General features: G+C 43.8%; 19 protein-coding genes, 1 tRNA gene and 1 pseudogene. 6 read left to right on the top strand and 15 right to left on the bottom strand.

Features of this window, described 5'->3' with window-relative positions; all coding sequences use genetic code 11:
- Positions 1-174 precede the first annotated feature (174 nt).
- From aroF to JQM82_RS03760, 3 genes are read left to right on the top strand one after another with little or no spacing between them, the layout of a single operon-like run.
- Entirely contained in the window at positions 175-1,188 is a 1,014-nt protein-coding gene (aroF, locus tag JQM82_RS03770; protein WP_235248693.1) for a 3-deoxy-7-phosphoheptulonate synthase, read from the top strand.
- Between the two features lie 16 nt (positions 1,189-1,204).
- Positions 1,205-2,266, top strand: a complete 1,062-nt coding sequence (gene aroB, locus JQM82_RS03765) for a 3-dehydroquinate synthase (protein WP_235248692.1) — start codon at positions 1,205-1,207, stop codon at positions 2,264-2,266.
- Between the two features lie 27 nt (positions 2,267-2,293).
- Positions 2,294-3,040, top strand: a complete 747-nt coding sequence (locus JQM82_RS03760; protein ID WP_235248691.1) for an SDR family NAD(P)-dependent oxidoreductase — start codon at positions 2,294-2,296, stop codon at positions 3,038-3,040.
- A 240-nt stretch (positions 3,041-3,280) separates the two neighbouring features.
- Here the strand turns inward: JQM82_RS03760 and JQM82_RS03755 are convergent, their stop codons facing one another.
- The 3 genes and pseudogenes from JQM82_RS03755 to JQM82_RS03745 all read right to left on the bottom strand — a co-directional run.
- Entirely contained in the window at positions 3,281-4,873 is a 1,593-nt protein-coding gene (locus JQM82_RS03755; protein ID WP_235248690.1) for a xylulokinase, read from the bottom strand.
- Positions 4,874-4,905: 32 nt separating this feature from the next.
- Positions 4,906-5,607 carry an L-ribulose-5-phosphate 4-epimerase gene (locus JQM82_RS03750; RefSeq protein ID WP_235248689.1) on the bottom strand — a complete coding sequence of 234 codons (702 nt, stop codon included), beginning with the start codon at positions 5,605-5,607 and terminating at the stop codon, positions 4,906-4,908.
- A gap of 26 nt (positions 5,608-5,633) precedes the next feature.
- A pseudogene (locus JQM82_RS03745) lies at positions 5,634-5,810 on the bottom strand (L-arabinose isomerase family protein); the annotation flags it as partial.
- 170 nt (positions 5,811-5,980) lie between these two features.
- Between JQM82_RS03745 and JQM82_RS03740 the strand changes: the two are divergent.
- Complete coding sequence (locus JQM82_RS03740; protein ID WP_235248688.1) at positions 5,981-6,322, top strand: helix-turn-helix domain-containing protein; 342 nt, start codon at positions 5,981-5,983, stop codon at positions 6,320-6,322.
- Positions 6,323-6,353: 31 nt separating this feature from the next.
- Here the strand turns inward: JQM82_RS03740 and nrdG are convergent, their stop codons facing one another.
- From nrdG to JQM82_RS03705, 7 genes are all read right to left on the bottom strand, one after another.
- Positions 6,354-6,842: an anaerobic ribonucleoside-triphosphate reductase activating protein gene (gene nrdG / locus JQM82_RS03735; protein ID WP_235248687.1), complete on the bottom strand. Its 489-nt coding sequence runs from the start codon at positions 6,840-6,842 to the stop codon at positions 6,354-6,356.
- Positions 6,843-6,902: 60 nt separating this feature from the next.
- Positions 6,903-8,183 (bottom strand): serine dehydratase subunit alpha family protein, encoded by a 1,281-nt coding sequence (locus JQM82_RS03730; protein WP_235248685.1) that lies wholly within the window; start codon positions 8,181-8,183, stop codon positions 6,903-6,905.
- A gap of 195 nt (positions 8,184-8,378) precedes the next feature.
- A complete protein-coding gene (gene nrdD, locus JQM82_RS03725) occupies positions 8,379-10,568 on the bottom strand; it encodes an anaerobic ribonucleoside-triphosphate reductase (protein ID WP_235248684.1) in 2,190 nt (729 codons plus the stop codon).
- 205 nt (positions 10,569-10,773) lie between these two features.
- Positions 10,774-11,292, bottom strand: coding sequence for a molybdopterin-guanine dinucleotide biosynthesis protein B (gene mobB, locus JQM82_RS03720; protein ID WP_235248683.1), 519 nt, complete (start codon positions 11,290-11,292; stop codon positions 10,774-10,776).
- A gap of 14 nt (positions 11,293-11,306) precedes the next feature.
- On the bottom strand, positions 11,307-11,873 hold the full coding sequence (gene mobA, locus JQM82_RS03715; protein ID WP_235248682.1) for a molybdenum cofactor guanylyltransferase: 567 nt from the start codon (positions 11,871-11,873) through the stop codon (positions 11,307-11,309).
- A gap of 462 nt (positions 11,874-12,335) precedes the next feature.
- Positions 12,336-12,755 carry a YolD-like family protein gene (locus JQM82_RS03710; protein ID WP_235248681.1) on the bottom strand — a complete coding sequence of 140 codons (420 nt, stop codon included), beginning with the start codon at positions 12,753-12,755 and terminating at the stop codon, positions 12,336-12,338.
- Between the two features lie 18 nt (positions 12,756-12,773).
- Positions 12,774-14,300, bottom strand: coding sequence for a DNA methylase (locus tag JQM82_RS03705; RefSeq protein ID WP_235248680.1), 1,527 nt, complete (start codon positions 14,298-14,300; stop codon positions 12,774-12,776).
- A gap of 153 nt (positions 14,301-14,453) precedes the next feature.
- On the opposite strand from JQM82_RS03705, the gene JQM82_RS03700 reads away from it, so the two are divergent.
- A complete protein-coding gene (locus tag JQM82_RS03700) occupies positions 14,454-14,771 on the top strand; it encodes a hypothetical protein (protein WP_235248679.1) in 318 nt (105 codons plus the stop codon).
- Here the strand turns inward: JQM82_RS03700 and JQM82_RS03695 are convergent.
- The 5 genes from JQM82_RS03695 to JQM82_RS03675 form a co-directional block, all read right to left on the bottom strand.
- Positions 14,760-16,127 (bottom strand): MFS transporter, encoded by a 1,368-nt coding sequence (locus JQM82_RS03695; RefSeq protein ID WP_235248678.1) that lies wholly within the window; start codon positions 16,125-16,127, stop codon positions 14,760-14,762. The two genes, JQM82_RS03700 and JQM82_RS03695, sit on opposite strands and share 12 nt — an antisense overlap.
- A gap of 44 nt (positions 16,128-16,171) precedes the next feature.
- On the bottom strand, positions 16,172-17,221 hold the full coding sequence (locus JQM82_RS03690; protein ID WP_235248677.1) for an NAD(P)-dependent alcohol dehydrogenase: 1,050 nt from the start codon (positions 17,219-17,221) through the stop codon (positions 16,172-16,174).
- Positions 17,222-17,480: 259 nt separating this feature from the next.
- Positions 17,481-18,608, bottom strand: coding sequence for an ROK family transcriptional regulator (locus JQM82_RS03685; RefSeq protein ID WP_235248676.1), 1,128 nt, complete (start codon positions 18,606-18,608; stop codon positions 17,481-17,483).
- 91 nt (positions 18,609-18,699) lie between these two features.
- Complete coding sequence (locus JQM82_RS03680) at positions 18,700-19,572, bottom strand: DUF6282 family protein (RefSeq protein WP_235248675.1); 873 nt, start codon at positions 19,570-19,572, stop codon at positions 18,700-18,702.
- 79 nt (positions 19,573-19,651) lie between these two features.
- Positions 19,652-19,724, bottom strand: a tRNA-Lys gene (locus JQM82_RS03675).
- Positions 19,725-19,860: 136 nt separating this feature from the next.
- Between JQM82_RS03675 and JQM82_RS03670 the strand changes: the two genes are divergently transcribed.
- Positions 19,861-20,403 (top strand): DUF6512 family protein, encoded by a 543-nt coding sequence (locus JQM82_RS03670; RefSeq protein WP_235248674.1) that lies wholly within the window; start codon positions 19,861-19,863, stop codon positions 20,401-20,403.
- The last annotated feature ends 26 nt before the right edge of the window (positions 20,404-20,429 follow it).

Genomic DNA, 20,429 nt, shown 5'->3' with positions numbered 1-20,429 from the left:
ACAATAACCATTCTCAAATTTTTTATAAAAAGTGTTGACATCCATTTTTTATTGCGTTAGTATAACATTAGTTTCGCACTTTAAAGTTCTACAGTGTGAATATCTTACAGTTTCATTACCTGTTTGAATGAAATCTATTATTATTATACATATTTCCAAGGAGGATTACCAGTTATGATTATCGTATTGAAACCACGCACTACCCACGAAGATATCTCTCGTGTCGAAAACATGATCAAAAGACGCGGACTTGATACCCATATTGTAGAAGGTCAGGAAATGACTATTATCGGCTGTATCGGAGACACATCCAAGATCGACCCAAAGTTATTCGAAGTCGATCATTCCGTAGATAAGGTTATGCATGTTCAGGAACCTTATAAGCTTGCCAACCGCGCTTTTCACCCTGAAGATTCCATCATCGATGTATCCGGAGTAAAGATTGGAGGCGGTAATCTCGCAATGATCGCCGGTCCATGTTCTGTAGAGACCTTGGATCAGGTAATGGAGATTGCAAAAGCAGCCAAGGCAGCCGGTGCCAACCTGTTAAGAGGCGGTGCTTTCAAGCCAAGAACCAGCCCTTACTCTTTCCAGGGACTTGGTCTTGATGGTCTTGATATCTTATGCGAAGTCAGAAAAGAAGTCGGACTTCCAATCGTTACAGAACTGATGTCTCCGGACTATCTGGATATTTTCAATGAAAAAGTAGACCTGATTCAGATTGGAGCACGTAATATGCAGAACTTCGATCTGTTAAAACAGTTAGGACAGTTAGATCGCCCGATTCTCTTAAAGAGGGGATTAAATGCTACTTATGAAGAGTGGATCATGTCAGCCGAATATATCATGGCTTCCGGAAATGAAAACGTCATCCTCTGTGAACGCGGTATCCGAACCTTTGAATCTTATACCCGAAACACATTGGATCTTCAGAGTATTCCGGTATTAAAGAGACTTACACACCTGCCTGTCATCGTAGATCCAAGCCATGCCGGCGGAAAGTGGTGGCTGGTAGATTCCATGGCTATGGCGGCTGTTGCTGCAGGTGCAGACGGACTTATGGTTGAAGTTCATAACAATCCGGAATGTGCACTCTGCGACGGAGCGCAGTCCCTGAAGCCTGAAAAATACAATGAATTGGTAAAGAAAATATCCCAGATTGCAACGGTAGTCGGGAAATCCTTATAGAGAGCGGGCATAACTTATGAAACTTACAGTCAATCTCGGAAAAGACAGTTATCCAATATATATTGAAAATCATATCCTGGATCGCACAGTTTCCTACATTACACAAATATTTTCCGGAAAGAGGATCATGATCGTCTCCGACGATCATGTCTTTCCTCTGTACGGAGAACAGCTGGTTTCCAACCTGTCAGGAACCTACGAATGTCATCATCTGATTCTTCCTCACGGAGAATCGACCAAGGACTTTCAGACCCTTCCGACCGTGTACAAAGCACTCCTGGATGCGAAACTGTCCAGAAGTGATCTGATCATTGCACTGGGTGGCGGTGTAATCGGCGATCTGACAGGGTTTGCCGCAGCTACTTATCTGCGCGGTGTAAAGCTTGTACAGATTCCGACGTCTCTGCTCGCACAGGTCGATTCCTCTGTCGGCGGCAAAGTTGCCGTAGACCTTCCGCAGGGCAAGAATCTGGTCGGAGCTTTTTACCAGCCTTCTCTGGTTCTGATTGATCCGCTCGTTTTAAACAGCTTAGAGGAACGTTTTATTCACGACGGGATGGGAGAAGTCATCAAATACGGATGCATCTGGGATGCTGAATTATTCCATACGCTGGCTTCTTACAATTCATTTGAAGATCTCAAGGAAAAATTGCCATCCATCATCTGCCGCTGCGTAGACATCAAGCGTATCGTAGTTGAACACGATCAGTTTGATACCGGTGAGCGTATGCTGTTGAATTTCGGACATACACTTGCCCACACCATTGAACAACACTTTCAATATCAGAGAGAAAGCCACGGCGAGGCTGTGTCTATCGGAATGTACCAGATCACATGTCTTGCGGAAGAGCAAGGACTTACTGCTGCCGGAACTTCTGAAAAAATCCTCGATGTTCTGGAACGCTATGGGCTTCCTCATGAATGTGGACTTCCACTTGAAACCCTGACAGAAGCAATCTCTCTGGATAAAAAGAATCTCAACAACCACCTGAACATTGTACTGCTGCACGAGATCGGCGACAGCTACATCAAGCCTGCCTCCATCCAGTTCTTTGCAGACAACACACGTATGGTATAACAACACAATTTGGAGGAGCAATCTATTATGAAAAAATTAGAAGGAAAAATCGCAATCGTAACCGGCGCCGGAAAGGGAATCGGCAAAGATGCTGCACTTGCCATCGCTGCTGAGGGAGCAACCGTTGTTGCCGTTGCAAGGACACAGTCTGATCTGGACGAAACGGTAAATATGATAAAGGAAAACGGCGGAGATGCCATCTCTCTGTCCCACGACCTCACGATAGAAGAAGAAGTAAAGGCCATGGCAGATACCGTCCTTGAAAAATACGGTAAAATCGACATTCTCGTAAATAATGCCGGTGGATATCCAAAAGAAATTTATAAAAACATTAAACATCAGGCGATCAAGCTTTGGGACTGGACCGAAGAGCAATGGGATCAGATCATTAAGACCAACATAAAGATTCCATTCCTGTGCTTTAAAACCATCCTTCCTACCATGATCGCGCAAAAAAGCGGGCGAGTAGTCAGCGTATCCTCCCGCATGGGCCGGATTGCTTCCCAGATGGGCGCTTATTCTGTAGCTAAGGGTGCTATCGTGACTATGACCAAGACTGCAGCGATTCAGACCCAGGAATACGGCATTCAGGTTAACGCTGTTGCGCCGGCTATCGTAGATACACCAGGACAGCGTACTTACAATCATTCAGTTGGTCAGGACGACGCTCAGATGGGAAGTTCTGCAGATGTCGCAAAAGCTATTGTATACTTGTTATGTGATGCGCCGGATGTCATGACCGGTCAGTGCATCGATCTCTTTACCACTGTATAACGATAAAAAAGGGACGGGGAATTTTTAAAAATTCCCCGTCCCTTTTTTATCGCATTAACGCGTGAAACCGCTCGTTCAATATTTGTTAACAAATCGTTCGCATTTTTATCATGCTTTCATCACAATTGTTCTTTATACTTATAATTGTTCGAAAGAACAAATTAAATCTTTTTCATAACTTTTTCCTCAGGGCTGCACTCCTCCCAAACAATGCAGTCCTTTTTAAATGCTCTGATTATTTTACAGATCTTCGCATGCTCTGCGCTCTACATCCAGGCCTTTTTTGTATCTTTCCATAAACACTTCGTATCCTGCTACGCTTTCCGGATCCGGGTCAATTCTTGTACCGGCATCTGTACTGAAGACTTTCTGGTTCAGATAATCACCCAGTGTCTCACCCTCTTCCTTCCGCACCATATACGCTGCCAGGATTGCCATTCCCCACGGTCCGCCTTCTCCGGCCGTTTCCATAACGACAACAGGGGTATTAATCGCATCTGCCAGAACTTTCTGGCCTACACCTCTGGTCTTGAAAAGTCCGCCGTGTCCCAGCACGGTATCAATCTCAACGCCTTCTTCTTTTGTAAGAATATCCATCCCCACTTTGATGACACCCAGAGAAGTATACAGATGAGAACGCATAAAGTTCGCAAGATTGAACTTTGTTTCCGGTGTTCTTATCACCATCGGTCTTCCTTTTTCCACTCCTGTGATCGGCTCTCCTGCATAGTTGCCGTAAGAAAGGATTCCGCCGCAATCAACATCACCTTCCAGTGCTTTGTTATAAAGCGTTGCATACATCTGATTTATATCCACATCTGCACCGATACTATCCGCAAACTCCTTAAACAGACCTACCCAGGCATTCAGATCTGTTGTGCCGTTATTCGAATGAACCATTGCAACCAGGCTTCCGTCCGGAGTCGTAACCATATCAATCTCCGTATGCAGCTTTTTCAGAGGCTTCTCCAGAACTACCATAGAGAAGAATGAAGTTCCCGCGGAAATATTACTGGTACGCTGAGCAACACTGTTGGTAGCCACCATTCCGGTTCCTGCATCCCCTTCTGGTGCACAGACCGGGGTACCCGCTTCCAGATTGCCGGACTCATCCAACATGCGGGCTCCCTTTTCTGTCAGTACTCCCGCCGGCTCTCCTGCAACTCTGACTTGTGGAAGAATGTCTCGTAACTTCCATGAATACATCTTATCCGCCACCAGGTTGTCAAACTTCTGAACCATCTCTTCATCATAATCCTTTGTGGCCATATCAATCGGGAACATGCCGGACGCATCTCCGACTCCCAGAACCTTCTCGCCAGTCATCTGCCAATGAATATATCCGGCAAGAGTCGTCATATATGCAATATCCTTTACATGATCCTGTTCATCCAGAATCGCCTGATACAGGTGCGCAATGCTCCATCTGAGCGGGATGTTATACTGGAACAGATCAATCAGCACTTCCGCTGCCGCCCCCGTGTTGCTGTTTCTCCACGTAGCAAATGGTGCAAGAAGATTGTCCTCTTTGTCAAATGCCATATACCCGTGCATCATAGCACTGAATCCGATTGCGCCCAGCTTTTTAATGGAAACTTTATATTCCTCCTGTACATTCTTTGCAAGATCCCGGTAACTGTCCCTGATTCCTATCCAGATATCATCCAGTGTGTACGTCCAGATGCCATTTTCAAACCGGTTCTCCCAGCTGTGGCTTCCGGATGCGATTGGATTATGGTTTTCATCAATCAGCACAGACTTGATTCTGGTAGACCCCAACTCAATTCCCAGAAACGCTTTTCCGCTCTCAATCACTTCTTTTACATTGCTCATATCTGCTTTCCTCCTGTTATCTCCGATATGAATTATTTACCTGGCTGTCCATAATAGGCATTCGCGCCATGTTTTCTATAATAATGCTTATCCTGCAGTTCCTGCGGCGCCGGCTGGTTCTGTGGATTGATCATCTCACAGCGCGCTGCCATCTTCGCAACTTCTTCCAGTACGACCGCATTATGCACTGCCTCATGGGCATCTTTTCCCCACGTAAACGGGCCATGATTCTTACAAAGCACTGCCGGAGTTGCAATATAATCCAGCCCCTTCTGTTCAAATTCGTCTGCGATCAGAATACCTGTATTCTTCTCGTATGCTTCTTCTATCTCTTCTCTTGTAAGATTTCGTACACATGGAACCTCTCCATACAGATAATCTGCATGCGTCGTACCATAGCACGGAATTCCTCTTCCCGCCTGCGCCCAGCTGGTCGCCCACGAAGAATGTGTATGTACAATCCCTCCGATGTCCGGGAATCTATTGTAAAGTACCACATGGGTTTCTGTATCAGAAGACGGATTATAATCACCTTCCACTCTCTTTCCATTCAGATCCACAACTACCATATCTTCCGGTTTCAATTTGTCATATTCCACTCCGCTTGGCTTGATGACGAATAATCCGGATTCCCGGTCAATCCCGCTTACATTTCCCCAGGTAAATGTCACCAGACCATATTTCGGGAGAAGCATATTGGCTTCATATACTTCCTGTTTTAATTTTTCAAGCATCTTTCCCGCCCCTTTCTTCACACTAAAATTCCCGCTTGAACAGCTACATATTCACGAAATTCTTTTTCATCTCTGCCTTCCGGAAGAATCTCATATTTATCATAATATTCTTCCACCAAGGTGTCAATATCTGCCTGGGGCACTGCATTTACGACTTCTACAATCTCATTGACCCGATACTGCCATATATGCCATGTTGCTTTTCTTTCCTTTGTTATAAAGTTTTATTTTTTAATTTGGTTGAATATTTTTACTTGACAGAATATTAACGCAGTATATTAGAATTCATATATTGATTCTTGGTCTTTTTTATAATATTATATAGTCATGATTTATATTATATATATCAATGTTTTATACAAGGAGTCTGGACATGAGCGAAATTGATTTCTCAAAAGTAGGATTAAAAATGAAACAGCTAAGAAATGAGAGAGGCATCACCCAGGAGCAGGTTGCCAGAGATCTTGAATGTACTGTTCCATTCGTCAGCAACGTGGAAAATAACCGCGCAAAGCTGAATCTTAGAGTTCTGCTTTATTACTCTAAGCTTTGTAATGTGTCTGTTGATACGATTCTGGACGCCGGCAGAGATCTTCCTCCTCTGAGCGAAAAAGAACAGCAGCAGAATGATGAACTCCTCAGCATTTTTCGCAGATTCTCTGTAGAAGAGAAAGAAAAAATCATTAAAACACTAAGAATCTGGCAGGAAGATTAACTTCCTGCCAGATCTTTCTTTCCTTTATTCTCTATTTTTCTTTTAAATGAAGAATTCTCTGATTGCTGCTTCCGCGGAACACCAGCGTTATATCCTTTAGTTCTTCTACAAATTTACCATCTACCAAAACATCAATATAAGAGAGCATTTCTTCCGTTACTTCTGTATAGACCTTTCCTCCCGGAATCATATCTACATCATACAGATATCCACTATAGCACCAGATGTCTTTCTTCGGATATGTTTCACGGATCCGTTTTAATAGCTTCACCAGTTCCACCTGATTCTCCGGCTCAAAAGGTTCTCCTCCCAGAAGCGTAAATCCCTGTATAAAATCTGGTTTCAGCAGACGGATGATCTCTTCTTCCGTTTCTTTTGTATATGGGTTACCATACTGAAAATCCCATGTCTCCGAATTAAAGCATCCCTTACAGTGGTGCCGGCATCCGGATACAAACAGACTGACACGTACGCCCGGTCCGTCCGCAATATCACATTCTTTTATATTTCCGTAATGCATAGACTCCCTCCTTTTCAATTTCTGTAACCTGTCATTATCCGTCACCATTTGTCACACAGACTAATTTTCTCCAATCATCATCCGGATAATCTCTGCATTCGTTTCTTTCATGCCATCTTTTCCGAGACGCCCGATATTATGTATCGTTGCCTCTACCCCTTTGGTCACGATACCGTCTCCTGCATAGAACTGCTGTCCCTGAAGAAACATGTGATATCCCAGGATGCCCGCATCCACCGATGCAGCAATCTTGGCTGCACAGGATGCCTTCGCTCCATCACACACCATACCGGATACGATTGCCAGAGCATTGACCACTGTATGAATTACCTCTTCATAGCCTCCTCCACACAGATACGCAATTCCGGCTCCTGCCGCCGCTCCGGCACTTACTGCACCACAATATGCCGACAGTCTGCCAATTCCCGTCTTCTGATGAATCGCAATCAGATTCGAAAGTGCCAGTGCACGATAAGTTTTTTCCTCTCCTGCATTCAACTCTTTTGCATATTCCAGAACCGGAAGAGAACAGGTCATTCCCTGATTGCCACTTCCGGCATTGATAATGACCGGAAGCTCGCACCCGTTCATCCTTGCATCAGACCCTGCCGCCGCACGTGCCTTCGCCCGGTTTCTTACATCATCACCGTACATAGACAGGAGCACACTTCCGATATTCGCACCGTAATCCCCACGCAGACCTTCCTCTGCAATCGCCGTATTATACTCTATCTGTCTGCTCAGGACTTCCCGGATATCCTCTATATCTACTGTATTAATAAAATCCCAGATTGTCTCTACATCCAGAAGACTTCTGTCTGTCAGTCCTTCTTCAGACTCTCCCTCTACCGGAATATCGAGAACGATTTCCCCATTCTTCTCGATGCGCACAATATTCGTATGATAATTAGCAATTCGCACCTTCGCACTGGAAGCTCCCTTATACACTTCTATTATAATATCAAATACGATCCCGTTGTCGATAAAGTCTACTGTAATCTCTGTCTGTCCCAAAAACTCTGCAATCTGATTTCTTTTTTCTTCGCTTACTTCAGAAATGACTTCCAGCTCCTTTTCGGCCTCCCCTGCAACAATTCCTGCTGCCGCTGCTGCCGGTATCCCTTTCAGATGATTCGTATTAGGCACAATCACACTTTTTACATTTTTTATAATACTTCCACTGGCACCTATCCACATACGATCCGGTATTTCCCCTAATACTTCTCTCGCCTTTGCTGCCGCATAAGCCAGCGCAATTGGTTCCGTGCACCCCATTGCCGGAATCAGCTCCTCCTTCAATATCTGAACATATGCCTGATATTTTTCATCCGTTCGATTCATTTTGATCCTCCTTGACATAGATTATTACAAGAAATTCATTCACTCTGACTGTGATTCATTCTTATCTGCTTTTATTATAACTGGAAATCATGATACGGGGAAGGGTTACTTTTTCTTATGCGACAAGAGCCCATCCCATAAACAATGGCATGAGCTCTTTCTATATAAGTTTCTATATCCCTTTATGCTTCAGCTTTACAGATGCAACACTCTCTCCTTGATCTCCTGCGTACGTCCCTGATTCCAGAATTGTGTTCCAATATATCCACAGGTCCTGCGGGCAACGAACATCTTGTCCTGATTCTGGTTACCACAGTTCGGGCATTCCCAGATCAGTTTTCCGGATTCATCCTCTTTAATCAGGATCTCTCCGTCATAACCGCAGCATTCACAGTAATCGCTCTTCGTATTCAGTTCTGCATACATAATATTATTATAAATATACTGCATTACAGACAATACTGCCGGTATGTTATTCTGCATATTCGGCACTTCAATATAGCTGATCGCGCCTCCCGGAGACAGCTTCTGGAAGTCGGCCTCAAACTTCAGCTTCTTAAATGCATCAATCTGTTCTGCCACATGTACATGATAGCTGTTGGTAATATAATTTTTATCCGTTACACCCGGAATGATTCCAAATCTCTTCTGCAGACACTTTGCAAATTTATATGTCGTAGATTCCATCGGGGTTCCGTATACAGAATAACTGATGTTCTCGGCTTCTCTCCATTCTTTACACTTGTCATTCAGTCTCTGCATTACCTGCATTGCAAATGGTTTCGCTTCCGGATCTGTATGAGATTTTCCAAGCATACGTACACACATCTCATAGAGTCCTGCATAGCCCAGCGAAATCGTAGAATACCCATTGTATAAAAGGCGATCTATCTTCTCACCCTTTTTCAGCCTTGCCAATGCACCATTCTGCCACAAAATCGGTGCCACATCAGATACTGTTCCAAGCAGACGCTCATGTCTGCAGCGAAGTGCGCGGTGACACAGCTCCAGACGCTCATCCAAAATCTCCCAGAACTTCTCCATATCTCCTTCCGCGGAGCACGCCACATCCACCAGATTGATCGTAACAACTCCCTGATTGAATCTTCCGTAGAACTTATGACCTCCGTTCGGATCCATCTGCGTATCTTCTACCGTCAGGAAAGAACGACATCCCATACAGGGATATACTTCCCCCTGCTTCAGTTCCTTCATGATCTTTGCAGATATGTAATCCGGAACCATACGCTTTGCAGTACATTTTGCCGCAAGCTCTGTCAGATACCAGTACTTGGAATCCTCTGTAATATTATCCTCATCCAGAACATAGATCAGTTTCGGGAATGCCGGTGTAATCCATACACCTTTTTCATTCTTAACGCCCTGCATTCTCTGAAGCATCACTTCCTCAATGATCATTGCAAGATCATCGCGGGTTCTTCCTTCCGGTACTTCATCCAGATACATAAACATCGTTACAAACGGTGCCTGTCCATTACAGGTCATCAATGTGATCAGCTGATACTGTATCGTCTGGATTCCGCTCTTAATCTCATCCTTCAATCTGCGCTCTGTCACTTTGTTAATGATATTCTCATCCAGATTCTCACCGCATTCTTCGCGTTCAATAATCACATTTTTACGGATCTTCTGACGGCTGATATCAACAAACGGCGCGAGATGTGCCAGTGTAAAAGACTGTCCACCATACTGGTTACTTGCGACCTGAGCAACGATCTGTGTCGTTACATTACATGCTGTAAAAAAGCTGTGTGGTTTTTCGATCATAGTCTCACTGATCACAGTACCGTTCTGAAGCATATCCTCCAGATTGATCAGATCACAGTTGTGCTCCTTCTGCGCAAAATAATCGGAATCATGAAAATGAATGATTCCTGCCTCGTGTGCACGTACAATCTCCTCCGGGAGCAGCACACGTCTGGAAAGGTCTTTGCTCACTTCACCTGCCATGTAATCCCGCTGTGTAGAATTGATGACCGGATTTTTATTGGAATTTTCCTGATTCACTTCTTCGTTCATATGCTCCAGAAGAGAGAGGATCCCGTTATCTGTTGTATTGGACTTACGGGTCAGCTCACGTTTATAACGATAACGTACATACTTCTGTGCGACCTCATAGCCTCTCATCTCCATAATTCCGGTCTCGACCATATCCTGGATATCCTCCACATTCACTGCATGGGTGGATCTCTGAATCTGCTGTGCAACATTCTCCGCAACCGCCATGATCTGATATTCATTCATCTGATAAAGCTTATCCACTTCACCGTTTGCGGCTTTGATTGCATTGATAATCTTATTCAGATCAAACTTTACTTCCTCGCCATTTCTCTTAATTACATTCGTTTTTACCTCAATATTCATATCTGTCCCTCACTTATATCTGCTGACAATATCATAGGTGCTCTTCCTTTCACACCACCAAATATTGTTTCCAACCGATCAGTTCCGCACAACATCTAGTGCATATACTATGATACCCCATAATCATCAAAAATAAAAGAGGAAATTTAACAAAATTAAATATTCGTAATATAACACAATTTTGCATTCTATTTTTTATCCAATTCTAATAATTCTTTTTTCTATTCTGTAATTGATCTAACAATCGGTCTGCAATCTCTTCTATCTGATCAAATCTCATTACCGGTTCATCATATATCTCACTTTCCCAGTCCGTCACGATCAGAAAACGCCCCTTTGGATTCGATACCGGCATTTTTGATATTTCTTTTCTGATCACTTCAATCTTGGAGTGCTCGCTTTCTTTCATTCCCTCAATCAGAATCACATCTGCCTCCGGAAACATACGAATCAGCTCTTTCAGCTTTTCCCCGGTTCCTGTTTTATGCACAAAAATCCGATGTGCAGAAAACACAGCCGTTCCGTATGCCCCTGCTTCTTTCATTTGGAAACTGTCCGTACCTTTTATATCACATTCAAAATCATGACCATCATGCTTGATCACCGCCGTTTTCAGACCTCTGGCTGTAAGATTTTTTACCAGCCCGGTAAGAAGTGTCGTTTTTCCGGAATTTTTTACACCACATACCGCAGCAATCATCTGTTTTTTTCTTTCTATTTCCATCTCTTCTCCTGATTTCACCGGATTCGTATTTTCCGATATTCTTCTATTGTATTGATATTTCGAATCATCTGTTCATACTCCGGCTTTCCGGATACGTCTACATACACGATATCCATTTTTGCAAGCGCATCTCTCAACCGATAGTTTCCTGACTCAAGCTGCTCTTCCAGAACTGTCAGGATACGTTTTCTGTAGATTGCCGCCAGTGGGTGTATTCTGCCTTTACACAGCGGCACTGCTCCATCATGGTCCGCTATATGTTTTTCAAGCAGCACATACAATTCCGATTTTAAAAACGGCATATCGCACGCTGCCACCATCAAAAGCTCCGATTCACAAGCACAAAGTCCCGCATGGATCCCGGCAATGGGACCACATCCCGGATATTCATCCATAACCACCCGACACTCCTCATAATTCGCATGGATATCCCTTCCATACGAAATCCACAGTCGATCTGCCTGCGGCTTCATTTCTCTTGTTAATCGATCCATAAAAGTCTCCTCTTCCATCTGAAGAAAACCTTTATGCTTTCCTCCCATACGCGTGCTCTTTCCGCCCGCCAATATTAATCCGTCCATAATACACCTCAAACTGTAACCCATTTTATCGCTTTTTGTCAGACAGGTCAACCAGACAAATAAAAGCAGCCCATTTCAAAAAACCTTGTTTTTTCGCCTCCTCTGTGCCATGATAGATACCAGAAAGGGGAATACAGACTATGGTTGAGTTAAACGACAAAGCGATTGACTATATGAAGCGTCTGAATTTTAAAGATATTGTACTCAATATTGAAGAAATATCCAGCTGATGCGCCCCTCCTCGTCTGGAGATATTAGTAGATTTTACTAATAAAAGTCAACAGGAATTAACAGAACAGGGGTATATCTTCGATAACAGCATCCTCGGAAAGGTATATTACAAGCCGGAAGGGATAGAGGTATGCGGTCAGATCCATGTAAATTACATGGAATATCCCTGGCTCAGCTATTTCGAAACCGAGGGGATCCGAATGAAAAAAGGATAACAGAAAGACGCTGCATTCAGGCGTCACCCATCTCTATCTCCAGGATCTCCTCGATTGTTATCCGGGTACCATCTTCCATCACAAGAATATGTTCATATTCTTTCATCCTCTGTACTCTTCCTGTAACACGTACATACACACCTCCGTCTTTTTTCTGATCCGGCACAAAATAAGTCACTGTAATTGCCGGGTGCTCCCGAATCCATCCTTTTAACCGTAAAAGCTTCTGATTAATCCGTTCTTTTTCATATTCATCCAGATCTACACGGCTGGCCGTCTCTCTGGCCGTCTCCCGTATTGCATCCCCATATCCTGTCAAAGCCTGAAACGGTGCAAACTGTGCCGCTCTTGCAGCCACCTGCATCTGCGGATGCCTATCCGATATATGATGGATCTGATGAATAATATCCCTGTAATCATTTTCTTCGCTGCGCATATCCTTTTTCTCCTGTCATCACGCTTTATGACCGCCGATCTGGTTATTTCTTTCAATTGTCATGGCGCCTTCTTCTAGGTTCATTCCCTTCAGAATCGCATTCTTTCCGAATCGCTTTTTTATATAAAGCACCGTTTCCTGCATCTTCCTTTCTTTCTCAAGCGCTTTCTCCTCTTCCGCTCTTTTTTCCCGCTGTCCCATATAATCTGTAAAAAGATTCAACTGCTCATAGGTTTCTTTTTCACCCGCAAGAGCTTCATCTATCACATGATTCGCCGTAAGATATATTCTTCTCACCAGAAGTTTCCTGTCGACAATTCTCTCATACAGAGGTATGACTGCATCCATGATCACTCTTGTAGATGAAGTATGACTGTCCAGATTCACTGTTCCATGTGCATGCTTCGGTACCGTTCTTCCGTAATGATCCGTCTTCACCTTCCCCCGGTACGCTTTTTTCTTCTTTTCCGTATTCAAATTCTCAATATCATATCCGACTGTCAACACAATCTGATCCGTTACCAGACGCCTGTCTACCAGATCCAGCACCAGCAGATCTGTCATCTCTCGCACGATTAATCGAGCTTTCTCATAATCGTAAGGCCGCTGCAGAACCTGCCCGGATCCCACACTGTTATTCTCCGGCTGGTATGCCTTGACGTCCGCAATGGTACAGGGTTCCCATCCCCAGGCATGATCAATCAACAGTTCCGCATTCACACCAAAGGTCTGATATAACAGATCTTCATTATAATATTCCGATGGCCTGCCAATGGAACATCTTGCTACATCTCCCATCGTATACAGGCCACGCTCTTCCAGCTTCTTTGCGTATCCCTTCCCCACTCTCCAGAAATCCGTAAGCGGCCTGTGCGACCACAAAAGCTCCCTGTATGACATCTCATCCAGCTCCGCAATCCTCACTCCATTCTGATCCGGTTCAATACGCTTCGCCACAATATCCATGGCAACCTTGCTCAGATACAGATTCGTTCCAATCCCTGCCGTTGCTGTAATCCCTGTTGACGCCAGTATATCATGTATGATCCTCTGCACAAGCTCCCTGGCTGACATCCGATAAGTCCCCAGATAATTCGTCACATCCATGAACACCTCATCAATGGAATATACATGAATATCCTCCGGCGCCACATATTTCAGATAAATATCGTAAATACGCGCACTGTATGTCATATAAAGTGCCATCTGCGGAGGAGCCACAATATAATCCACTGCAAGAGCCGGTGACGTTTCCAACTCCTGCACATCATCCGACACTCCCTGAAACACTCCACCTGAAATCCCGCACCTTCGTCTTGCATTGATCTCCTTTACCTTCTGTACAACTTCAAACAGCCTTGCCCTTCCCGGAATCCCGTAGGCTTTCAAAGAAGGGGATACTGCAAGGCAGATCGTTTTCTCTGTGCGGCTCTTATCCGCCACTACAAGATGGGTTGTCAACGGATTACGCCCTCGCTCTACACATTCCACAGACGCATAAAAAGATTTCAAATCAATCGCTATATAGACCCTGTTTGTTTCCATTATACCCCTTCTTTTTTCGAACTTATGTTCGTTTTTCATTTCAATTATATCGAACTTATGTTCGTTTTTCAAGTGGAAAATATATGGAATATCTCTGTACATAAGACCAGCTTTTGCGCTATACTGAAAAAAACAAAAAATATGGAGGATCATATGGACTTATTGCTGAATACACAGGAAGAACTTCACCGCATTGAAATATATAATGAATATCTGAAAAAGATCCCGGAATTACTGAAGCAGCTGGAAACTGTCGAAAACATGTACCAGAAAGCTGTTCTTGAAGAATCCATGCTGAAGGGAAAAGATATGGAAGACCGCAGTGTCATGTTGTATGCCGATCGTCTGAAGCGCATTAGAAAGCAATGTGAAGAACGGGCCCTGGACATCAGGCAGCAATGCCGCCTGATCTTTGAATTAAAGGCCCGGATAGAAACTGAAAGTCACGCTCTGCAGGCTTTAATGCCCTGACTTTCTCTCCTGAATTTCTTTGACAATGTTATTATACGACTTCCGGTTCAGGCGATAGAAGAATAACACCAGTGCGGTGAACATCCACAGGATTCCCGGGATCGTCGTGAAAGAATGCTTCATAACTGCCAGAACCGTATCATTTTGCTGAACATTAGCGACATATCCACATGCCCCAAGCGCTGCTGCCAGGACGGAAGTTCCTATTGCCATTCCCACTTTATTTCCAAGGGAGATAAATGCATACTGAAATCCGTCATTTCGCAGACCGGTTTTCCATTCACCATATTCAACACAGTCCGGAATGATCGCATAGATGGCCGTATTAAATCCAGAAAAGAAAAACTGCGCCAGACAGGAGAACACATAAAACGGTATCGGCGAACTTCCTGCACTAAAGAAATACATAATAAACATACTGATCCCGGTCAACAGGGCAAATACAGACGCTGCACGACCTTTGTTATTTGTCAGTTTAAACAGCGGAGGAAAGCACGCTGCTCCGATAATGGAAGGAATGATGATGCACAGTGAATACGTACTGAATAATGCTTTGCTGCCTTCCACATAGGTAAAATAATACAGAGCATCTGCATTTCTTCCATAAAGAGTCACACCAAACAGGAACTGTCCTGCAACAGCGATCAGATATGGTCTGTTCTTCATCACTGCAGCCAGCTGTACTTTCAGGGAAATCTTCTGTTTTTCCGGTATCTCGACCGTCTCTTTTGTTTTTGCAAAGCAGAAAATATGACATGCCGCAAAGATACATCCATAGATGACCGCCACCAGAAGATACCCTCTTTTATCATTGCCATTTCCCAGTGCCGCAATCAGAGGAACTGTAACGATATTAATGATTCCGATTGCAATCATGGCACTGACGGAGCGAAATGTATTGATCTTCGCACGCTCTTCTATGTTCTGTGTCATCGCTCCACATAAGGTTCCATAAGGAATATTGACACAGGTATATCCCAGAACCAGAATACAATATGTAACTGCCATATACACAATCTTGGCAGTGGATGACCATTCCGGATGTGCCCAGAAGGACAGCATCAGAACCAGAGCTGTAAGAGGAGCCCCAATGAGAAGCCATGGCCGGTATCGTCCCCATCTGGTATGCGTCTTGTCGCTCAATGCACCGATCACCGGATCATTAATGGCATCCCAGAATCTTGAGAACAGCATCAGCGCCGCAACCGCACTCATACTGATTCCAAATACATCTGTATAAAAAATCATCAAAAAGTTTCCAACAAACATCCAGCTGAAATTACAGCCCACGTCACCCATACCATATGCAACCTTACTGATCAAGGGTACTTTTATATTCGTCTCTTTATTCTCCATGACATCCCTGCCTCCATCGTAATTACTGTTTAAAATCCATCTTTTTATTCTGCTATCTGAATCACTGCTTTTACAATATCTGCCTTATTATTCACACTGTAATCCATCGCCTTCTGTACTTCATCCAACGGGAAAATATCTGTAACGATCCCTTTTAAATTAACTTTTCCGGATGCTACCGCATCGATCGCCATCGGATAAATATGGCGATAACGGAATACCGTCTTAAATGTAAGCTCTTTATCTAACACCAGACTCATAGGAAGTGTCATTTCACCTGATTTACTGTACCCGACCAGAACAATATTGGAACCCTTTTTTGCCATGTGAATTGCCTGTCTGGTCGTAATCTCCGTGCCGGCCGTCTCAATCACAAGATCCATGCCTTTTCCGTCTGTCAACCGGCGCACTCGCTCAAGCACATCTTCCTTTGCTCCATTGATCACTCCGGAAGCTCCCAGCTCCATTGCTTTCTCCAGACGTTTCTGCATCACATCAACGACATAAACTTCCGATACTCCTCTTGCCTTCAAAGCCATCATTGATACCAGACCGATACACCCGGCTCCCATTACGACAGCTTTCTGTCCCAGATGGGCATCTCCCTGGATTGCCGCATGAAAACCGACTGCCAGCGGCTCAATCAGTGCACCTTCCAGCGTGCTTACATTTTCCGGCAGCTTAAAGCAAAGATCTGCCTCATGCGCTACATACTCCTGGAACACCCCATCTACCGGAGGTGTTGCAAAGAACACAACATCCGGACACAGATTGTATTTTCCCTGTTTGCAGAATTCACAGTGACCACATGTTTTTCCGGGTTCCAGCGCAACTCTGTCTCCGATCTTCAGATGGCTGACATTCTCTCCAACTTCTACGACTGTCCCACCCGGTTCATGTCCGAGCACAAACGGTGGCTTTACTACATAATCTCCGATTGCTCCCGTTTCGTAATAATGCAGATCCGAACCACAGATACCGACATATTCCAATTTTACCAGCACTTCATCTGCTTTCGGCTTCGGGATATCCCTTTCTTCAAATCCCATTTTTCCAATCCCGTTCATAACTGCAACCTTCATCTTACCTTCCACTTTTCTTTCCTCCTGTATCCTTTCTTTTTATTAAATACTTTATTAAATAGTTTTATTATGTATCTTTATATTAGTTTTTGAATCAACATTTGTCAACCAAAAGTATTGTTACATTCTGTTTTTTGTCGATACTCACTATTTTATCCCCCCTGTTTTTGTGCATTTTACCAAAAACAAGTTTCGTGAAATAAAAAAAGACTGGAACAAGATCGGGATTATACATCCCTGTCTTACTCCAGTCTCTGTATTCTATATTCCATTATATCTGTTCAATAAACGTTTCTATTACATACAACGCAGCTCCAAGTGCCGCCGCCCCTGTTTTATAATTACATACTTTTACAAACCGTCCATCCTCTGAAAACGTATTCCTGTCTGCCACCTTTTTTCGTATCTCCAGAATATGATCTTCCAGATAACTTCCCACATATCCCCCCAGAACAATGTCATAATCAAATACCATATGAAGATTATTGACTGCGATTGCCAGATAATCGGTATATCGTTCCCACACACCTATATATTCCTGTCTGCCCTGCTCCAGACCGACAAAAAAATCTCCCAGCTTTTCTCCCGCAATTTCATTCAGCCTCTTTGCAGAACAATAAGAATCCAGACATCCCGCCTTCCCACAGTAGCAGGGAATTCCATCTGGAACGATCGTCATGTGGCCAACCTCACCGCAGCGAAACTCATCTCCGTAGACAAGACGGTCATCACTGTACAATGCACCTCCTACCGTATTGCTGAGGGACAGATAGAAAAAACACCTCTTTTCTTCTGCCTGAATCCCTTCCGCATATGCCCCGGCATTCGCATCATTCAAAAAGAAGCACGGATATGGAAAATATCGTTCCACCTCCCGAAACGACAATGTCTTCACGTCCAGTGCGTGAGAATTGGTGATTGCCTCCTTCCTCAGATCTACAATTCCCGGGAACGAAATACCAATTCCCAGTATTCTTTCCTTCTCCGCACGGCTTTTCTCAAGAAATTCTTCTAATTGTGTATTTACACCGTGAAAATAAGCTTCACTTTTATCAAATGGATCATATATCCGTTCATAATTCAGGATCTCCCCCTTAAGGTTCGTCAACAATAATCCAATGTGATTCCTGGTAATATCAAGACCGACTGCAAGCCTGGAATTTTCCTCAATTGACAGAGCCTTTGCCTTTCTTCCCCCGGTAGATTCCAGTTCTCCTCGCTCTACAATCAAGCCCATTTCTATCAATTCTTTCGTATTCTGAGTTACTGTCGGGAGGCTCAGTTTTAATTCATATGCAATATCCGGATTCGACACCACCTTACACTTACGCACATAACGATAGATTCGATTTCGGTTTTTCCTCTTTACCTCCATATTTGTATTCTTCACTTTTGCCATACTCCTTCCGGACACCACTTTATTAAAGTGTTTTTTTTAGTATATCACCATCCATTTGTAATTACAAGGTGGCAATCCTGCACGGTTTTAATCATATTCCCAGCAGTTCCGCTGGATTTTTCACCATCATCTGCCGGATCTCTTTTTCAGACAGACCGGATTCATACAGCTTTTTGGCATACATTTTCATGCCTTCTGCCGGATCCGGGCTTTTTATCTGTCCCAGATCCGAAGAAAGAAGAATCCTGTTCGTGCCTGCCTTTTGTATGCTTTTCAGAATCTCTTCCCAGGAACACAGCCCGTAATAAGATGTATAAAAACAGTGTTCCAGCATGGCTCCACATGCAAGATACTCCTGCTGAAGACTCAGATCCGCATTTGTAATCGGAAAAGATACATGACTTACAATCATCCTTCGGACTCCCATGGATGCTGCTGTCTTAAGAAGCGCCAGACTTTCAGTCGGGGACAGATGCCCGGTTGCAAGGATCATATCCTGCTCCTGAATCTGCCTCAATACAGGATAAACCTCCGGTATCAGCTTCTGGTTCTCATCCAGGATACGGATCTTTCTTCTTCGTCCAGGCTGTTCATTTCCCCCGCCCAGATTTTCATTCGAATGATCCTTTTTATATTCCGCATCACCAAAAGCATCCACCGTAGGGAACCAGACAATCTTTCCTCCCATTTTCCCACAGGCATATACGGCAGCCTCATTCAGGCCTCCCACGGCATCATTCAATACAATTCCACCATATACCTTTACAGAAGGAACCATTTCCGCCACAACCGCCGCCCGCGCACTGGTATCTCCATGATGGCATTTACTGACATATCCGCACATTCCGGCTTGCTGATACTGCCGGGCAAGCTGAACATCCGTATATTTTCTCATAACGATATCCGGCCCGGCATGTACATGAAGATCTATCGAACCCTGAATCAACGCTTTTCCTATATCCATAAGTTTCCTCCATATTCTATGCAAAAAAAGGAATCACCGCCCCCGAAGCTCTAAGTCTTCAAAAACAGTGATTCCTAAGTGCGCGATCAGGGGCTCGAACCCTGGACACCCTGATTAAGAGTCAGGTGCTCTACCAACTGAGCTAATCGCGCATATTCCCTTTTCAGTTACATTCTCCGTAACGACAAGTGTTATTATATAATATGAATTTCAAAAATGCAAGTGTTTTTTATTATATTTTCATATTTTTTTCTTCTCTTTCATATATTTAGAGGGGGAGGTACATATATGAATCATTTACGAAAATATTATAACAAAAAAGAATTGCCTTATATAGCTGTCACCGCAGCACTCGGTACTCTGAATCATTTTCTTTACCATCTGTCAGGACATTCTGCCCTTGTAGCTCTGTTCTGCCCAATCAATGAATCCGTCTGGGAACATACGAAGCTTTTATTCTTTCCTTTCCTTTTTCTGTCCGTCTGGCGATATGCGCATAGGCGAAAGTCTTTCTCTGCATTTTTTTATTCCCGTTTTCTTGCAGTACTCTGTGGAATGGGATTTATAATCGCAGCATTCTATACATACACCGGTATTCTCGGAATGCATTTTCTTGTTGCAGACATTCTGATCTTCTTTGTAAGTATCCTGATCAGTCATGTTTATGCTTCTTATTTTTATGTTCTTCTTCTGACTTCAAAACATGCCGCCCGTCATATCTCTCCTCTGCCTTACAGCAATGTGTGTATCCTGTGGATGATTGCAATACTGCTTTTCTTTATCTTCACCTGCTATCCACCCAATCTTCCTCTATTTTATCCAATCTTCTGAATTCTTTGTGTTTTTTTTCGCAAAGT

Origin of the sequence: Faecalicatena contorta (assembly GCF_021531995.1) — a bacterium.
GTDB lineage: Bacteria > Bacillota > Clostridia > Lachnospirales > Lachnospiraceae > Dorea_A > Dorea_A contorta_A.
The sequence above is the reverse complement of the archived record's forward strand: the minus strand, read 5'-3'. Positions and strand labels throughout refer to the sequence as shown.

Excerpts from the sequence above, each read along its gene's own strand:
- aroB (WP_235248692.1), top strand. The coding sequence starts at position 1,205 with ATGAAACTTACAGTCAATCTCGGAAAAGACAGTTATCCAATATATATT.
- JQM82_RS03685 (WP_235248676.1), bottom strand. The coding sequence starts at position 18,608 with ATGGCAAAAGTGAAGAATACAAATATGGAGGTAAAGAGGAAAAACCGA.
- JQM82_RS03695 (WP_235248678.1), bottom strand. The coding sequence starts at position 16,127 with ATGGAGAATAAAGAGACGAATATAAAAGTACCCTTGATCAGTAAGGTT.
- JQM82_RS03755 (WP_235248690.1), bottom strand. The coding sequence starts at position 4,873 with ATGAGCAATGTAAAAGAAGTGATTGAGAGCGGAAAAGCGTTTCTGGGA.
- aroF (WP_235248693.1), top strand. The coding sequence starts at position 175 with ATGATTATCGTATTGAAACCACGCACTACCCACGAAGATATCTCTCGT.
- JQM82_RS03670 (WP_235248674.1), top strand. The coding sequence starts at position 19,861 with ATGAATCATTTACGAAAATATTATAACAAAAAAGAATTGCCTTATATA.
- mobA (WP_235248682.1), bottom strand. The coding sequence starts at position 11,873 with ATGGACGGATTAATATTGGCGGGCGGAAAGAGCACGCGTATGGGAGGA.
- JQM82_RS03740 (WP_235248688.1), top strand. The coding sequence starts at position 5,981 with ATGAGCGAAATTGATTTCTCAAAAGTAGGATTAAAAATGAAACAGCTA.
- JQM82_RS03705 (WP_235248680.1), bottom strand. The coding sequence starts at position 14,300 with ATGGAAACAAACAGGGTCTATATAGCGATTGATTTGAAATCTTTTTAT.
- mobB (WP_235248683.1), bottom strand. The coding sequence starts at position 11,292 with ATGGAAATAGAAAGAAAAAAACAGATGATTGCTGCGGTATGTGGTGTA.
- JQM82_RS03680 (WP_235248675.1), bottom strand. The coding sequence starts at position 19,572 with ATGGATATAGGAAAAGCGTTGATTCAGGGTTCGATAGATCTTCATGTA.
- JQM82_RS03700 (WP_235248679.1), top strand. The coding sequence starts at position 14,454 with ATGGACTTATTGCTGAATACACAGGAAGAACTTCACCGCATTGAAATA.
- nrdG (WP_235248687.1), bottom strand. The coding sequence starts at position 6,842 with ATGCATTACGGAAATATAAAAGAATGTGATATTGCGGACGGACCGGGC.
- JQM82_RS03750 (WP_235248689.1), bottom strand. The coding sequence starts at position 5,607 with ATGCTTGAAAAATTAAAACAGGAAGTATATGAAGCCAATATGCTTCTC.
- nrdD (WP_235248684.1), bottom strand. The coding sequence starts at position 10,568 with ATGAATATTGAGGTAAAAACGAATGTAATTAAGAGAAATGGCGAGGAA.
- JQM82_RS03710 (WP_235248681.1), bottom strand. The coding sequence starts at position 12,755 with ATGCGCAGCGAAGAAAATGATTACAGGGATATTATTCATCAGATCCAT.
- JQM82_RS03760 (WP_235248691.1), top strand. The coding sequence starts at position 2,294 with ATGAAAAAATTAGAAGGAAAAATCGCAATCGTAACCGGCGCCGGAAAG.
- JQM82_RS03730 (WP_235248685.1), bottom strand. The coding sequence starts at position 8,183 with ATGAATCGAACGGATGAAAAATATCAGGCATATGTTCAGATATTGAAG.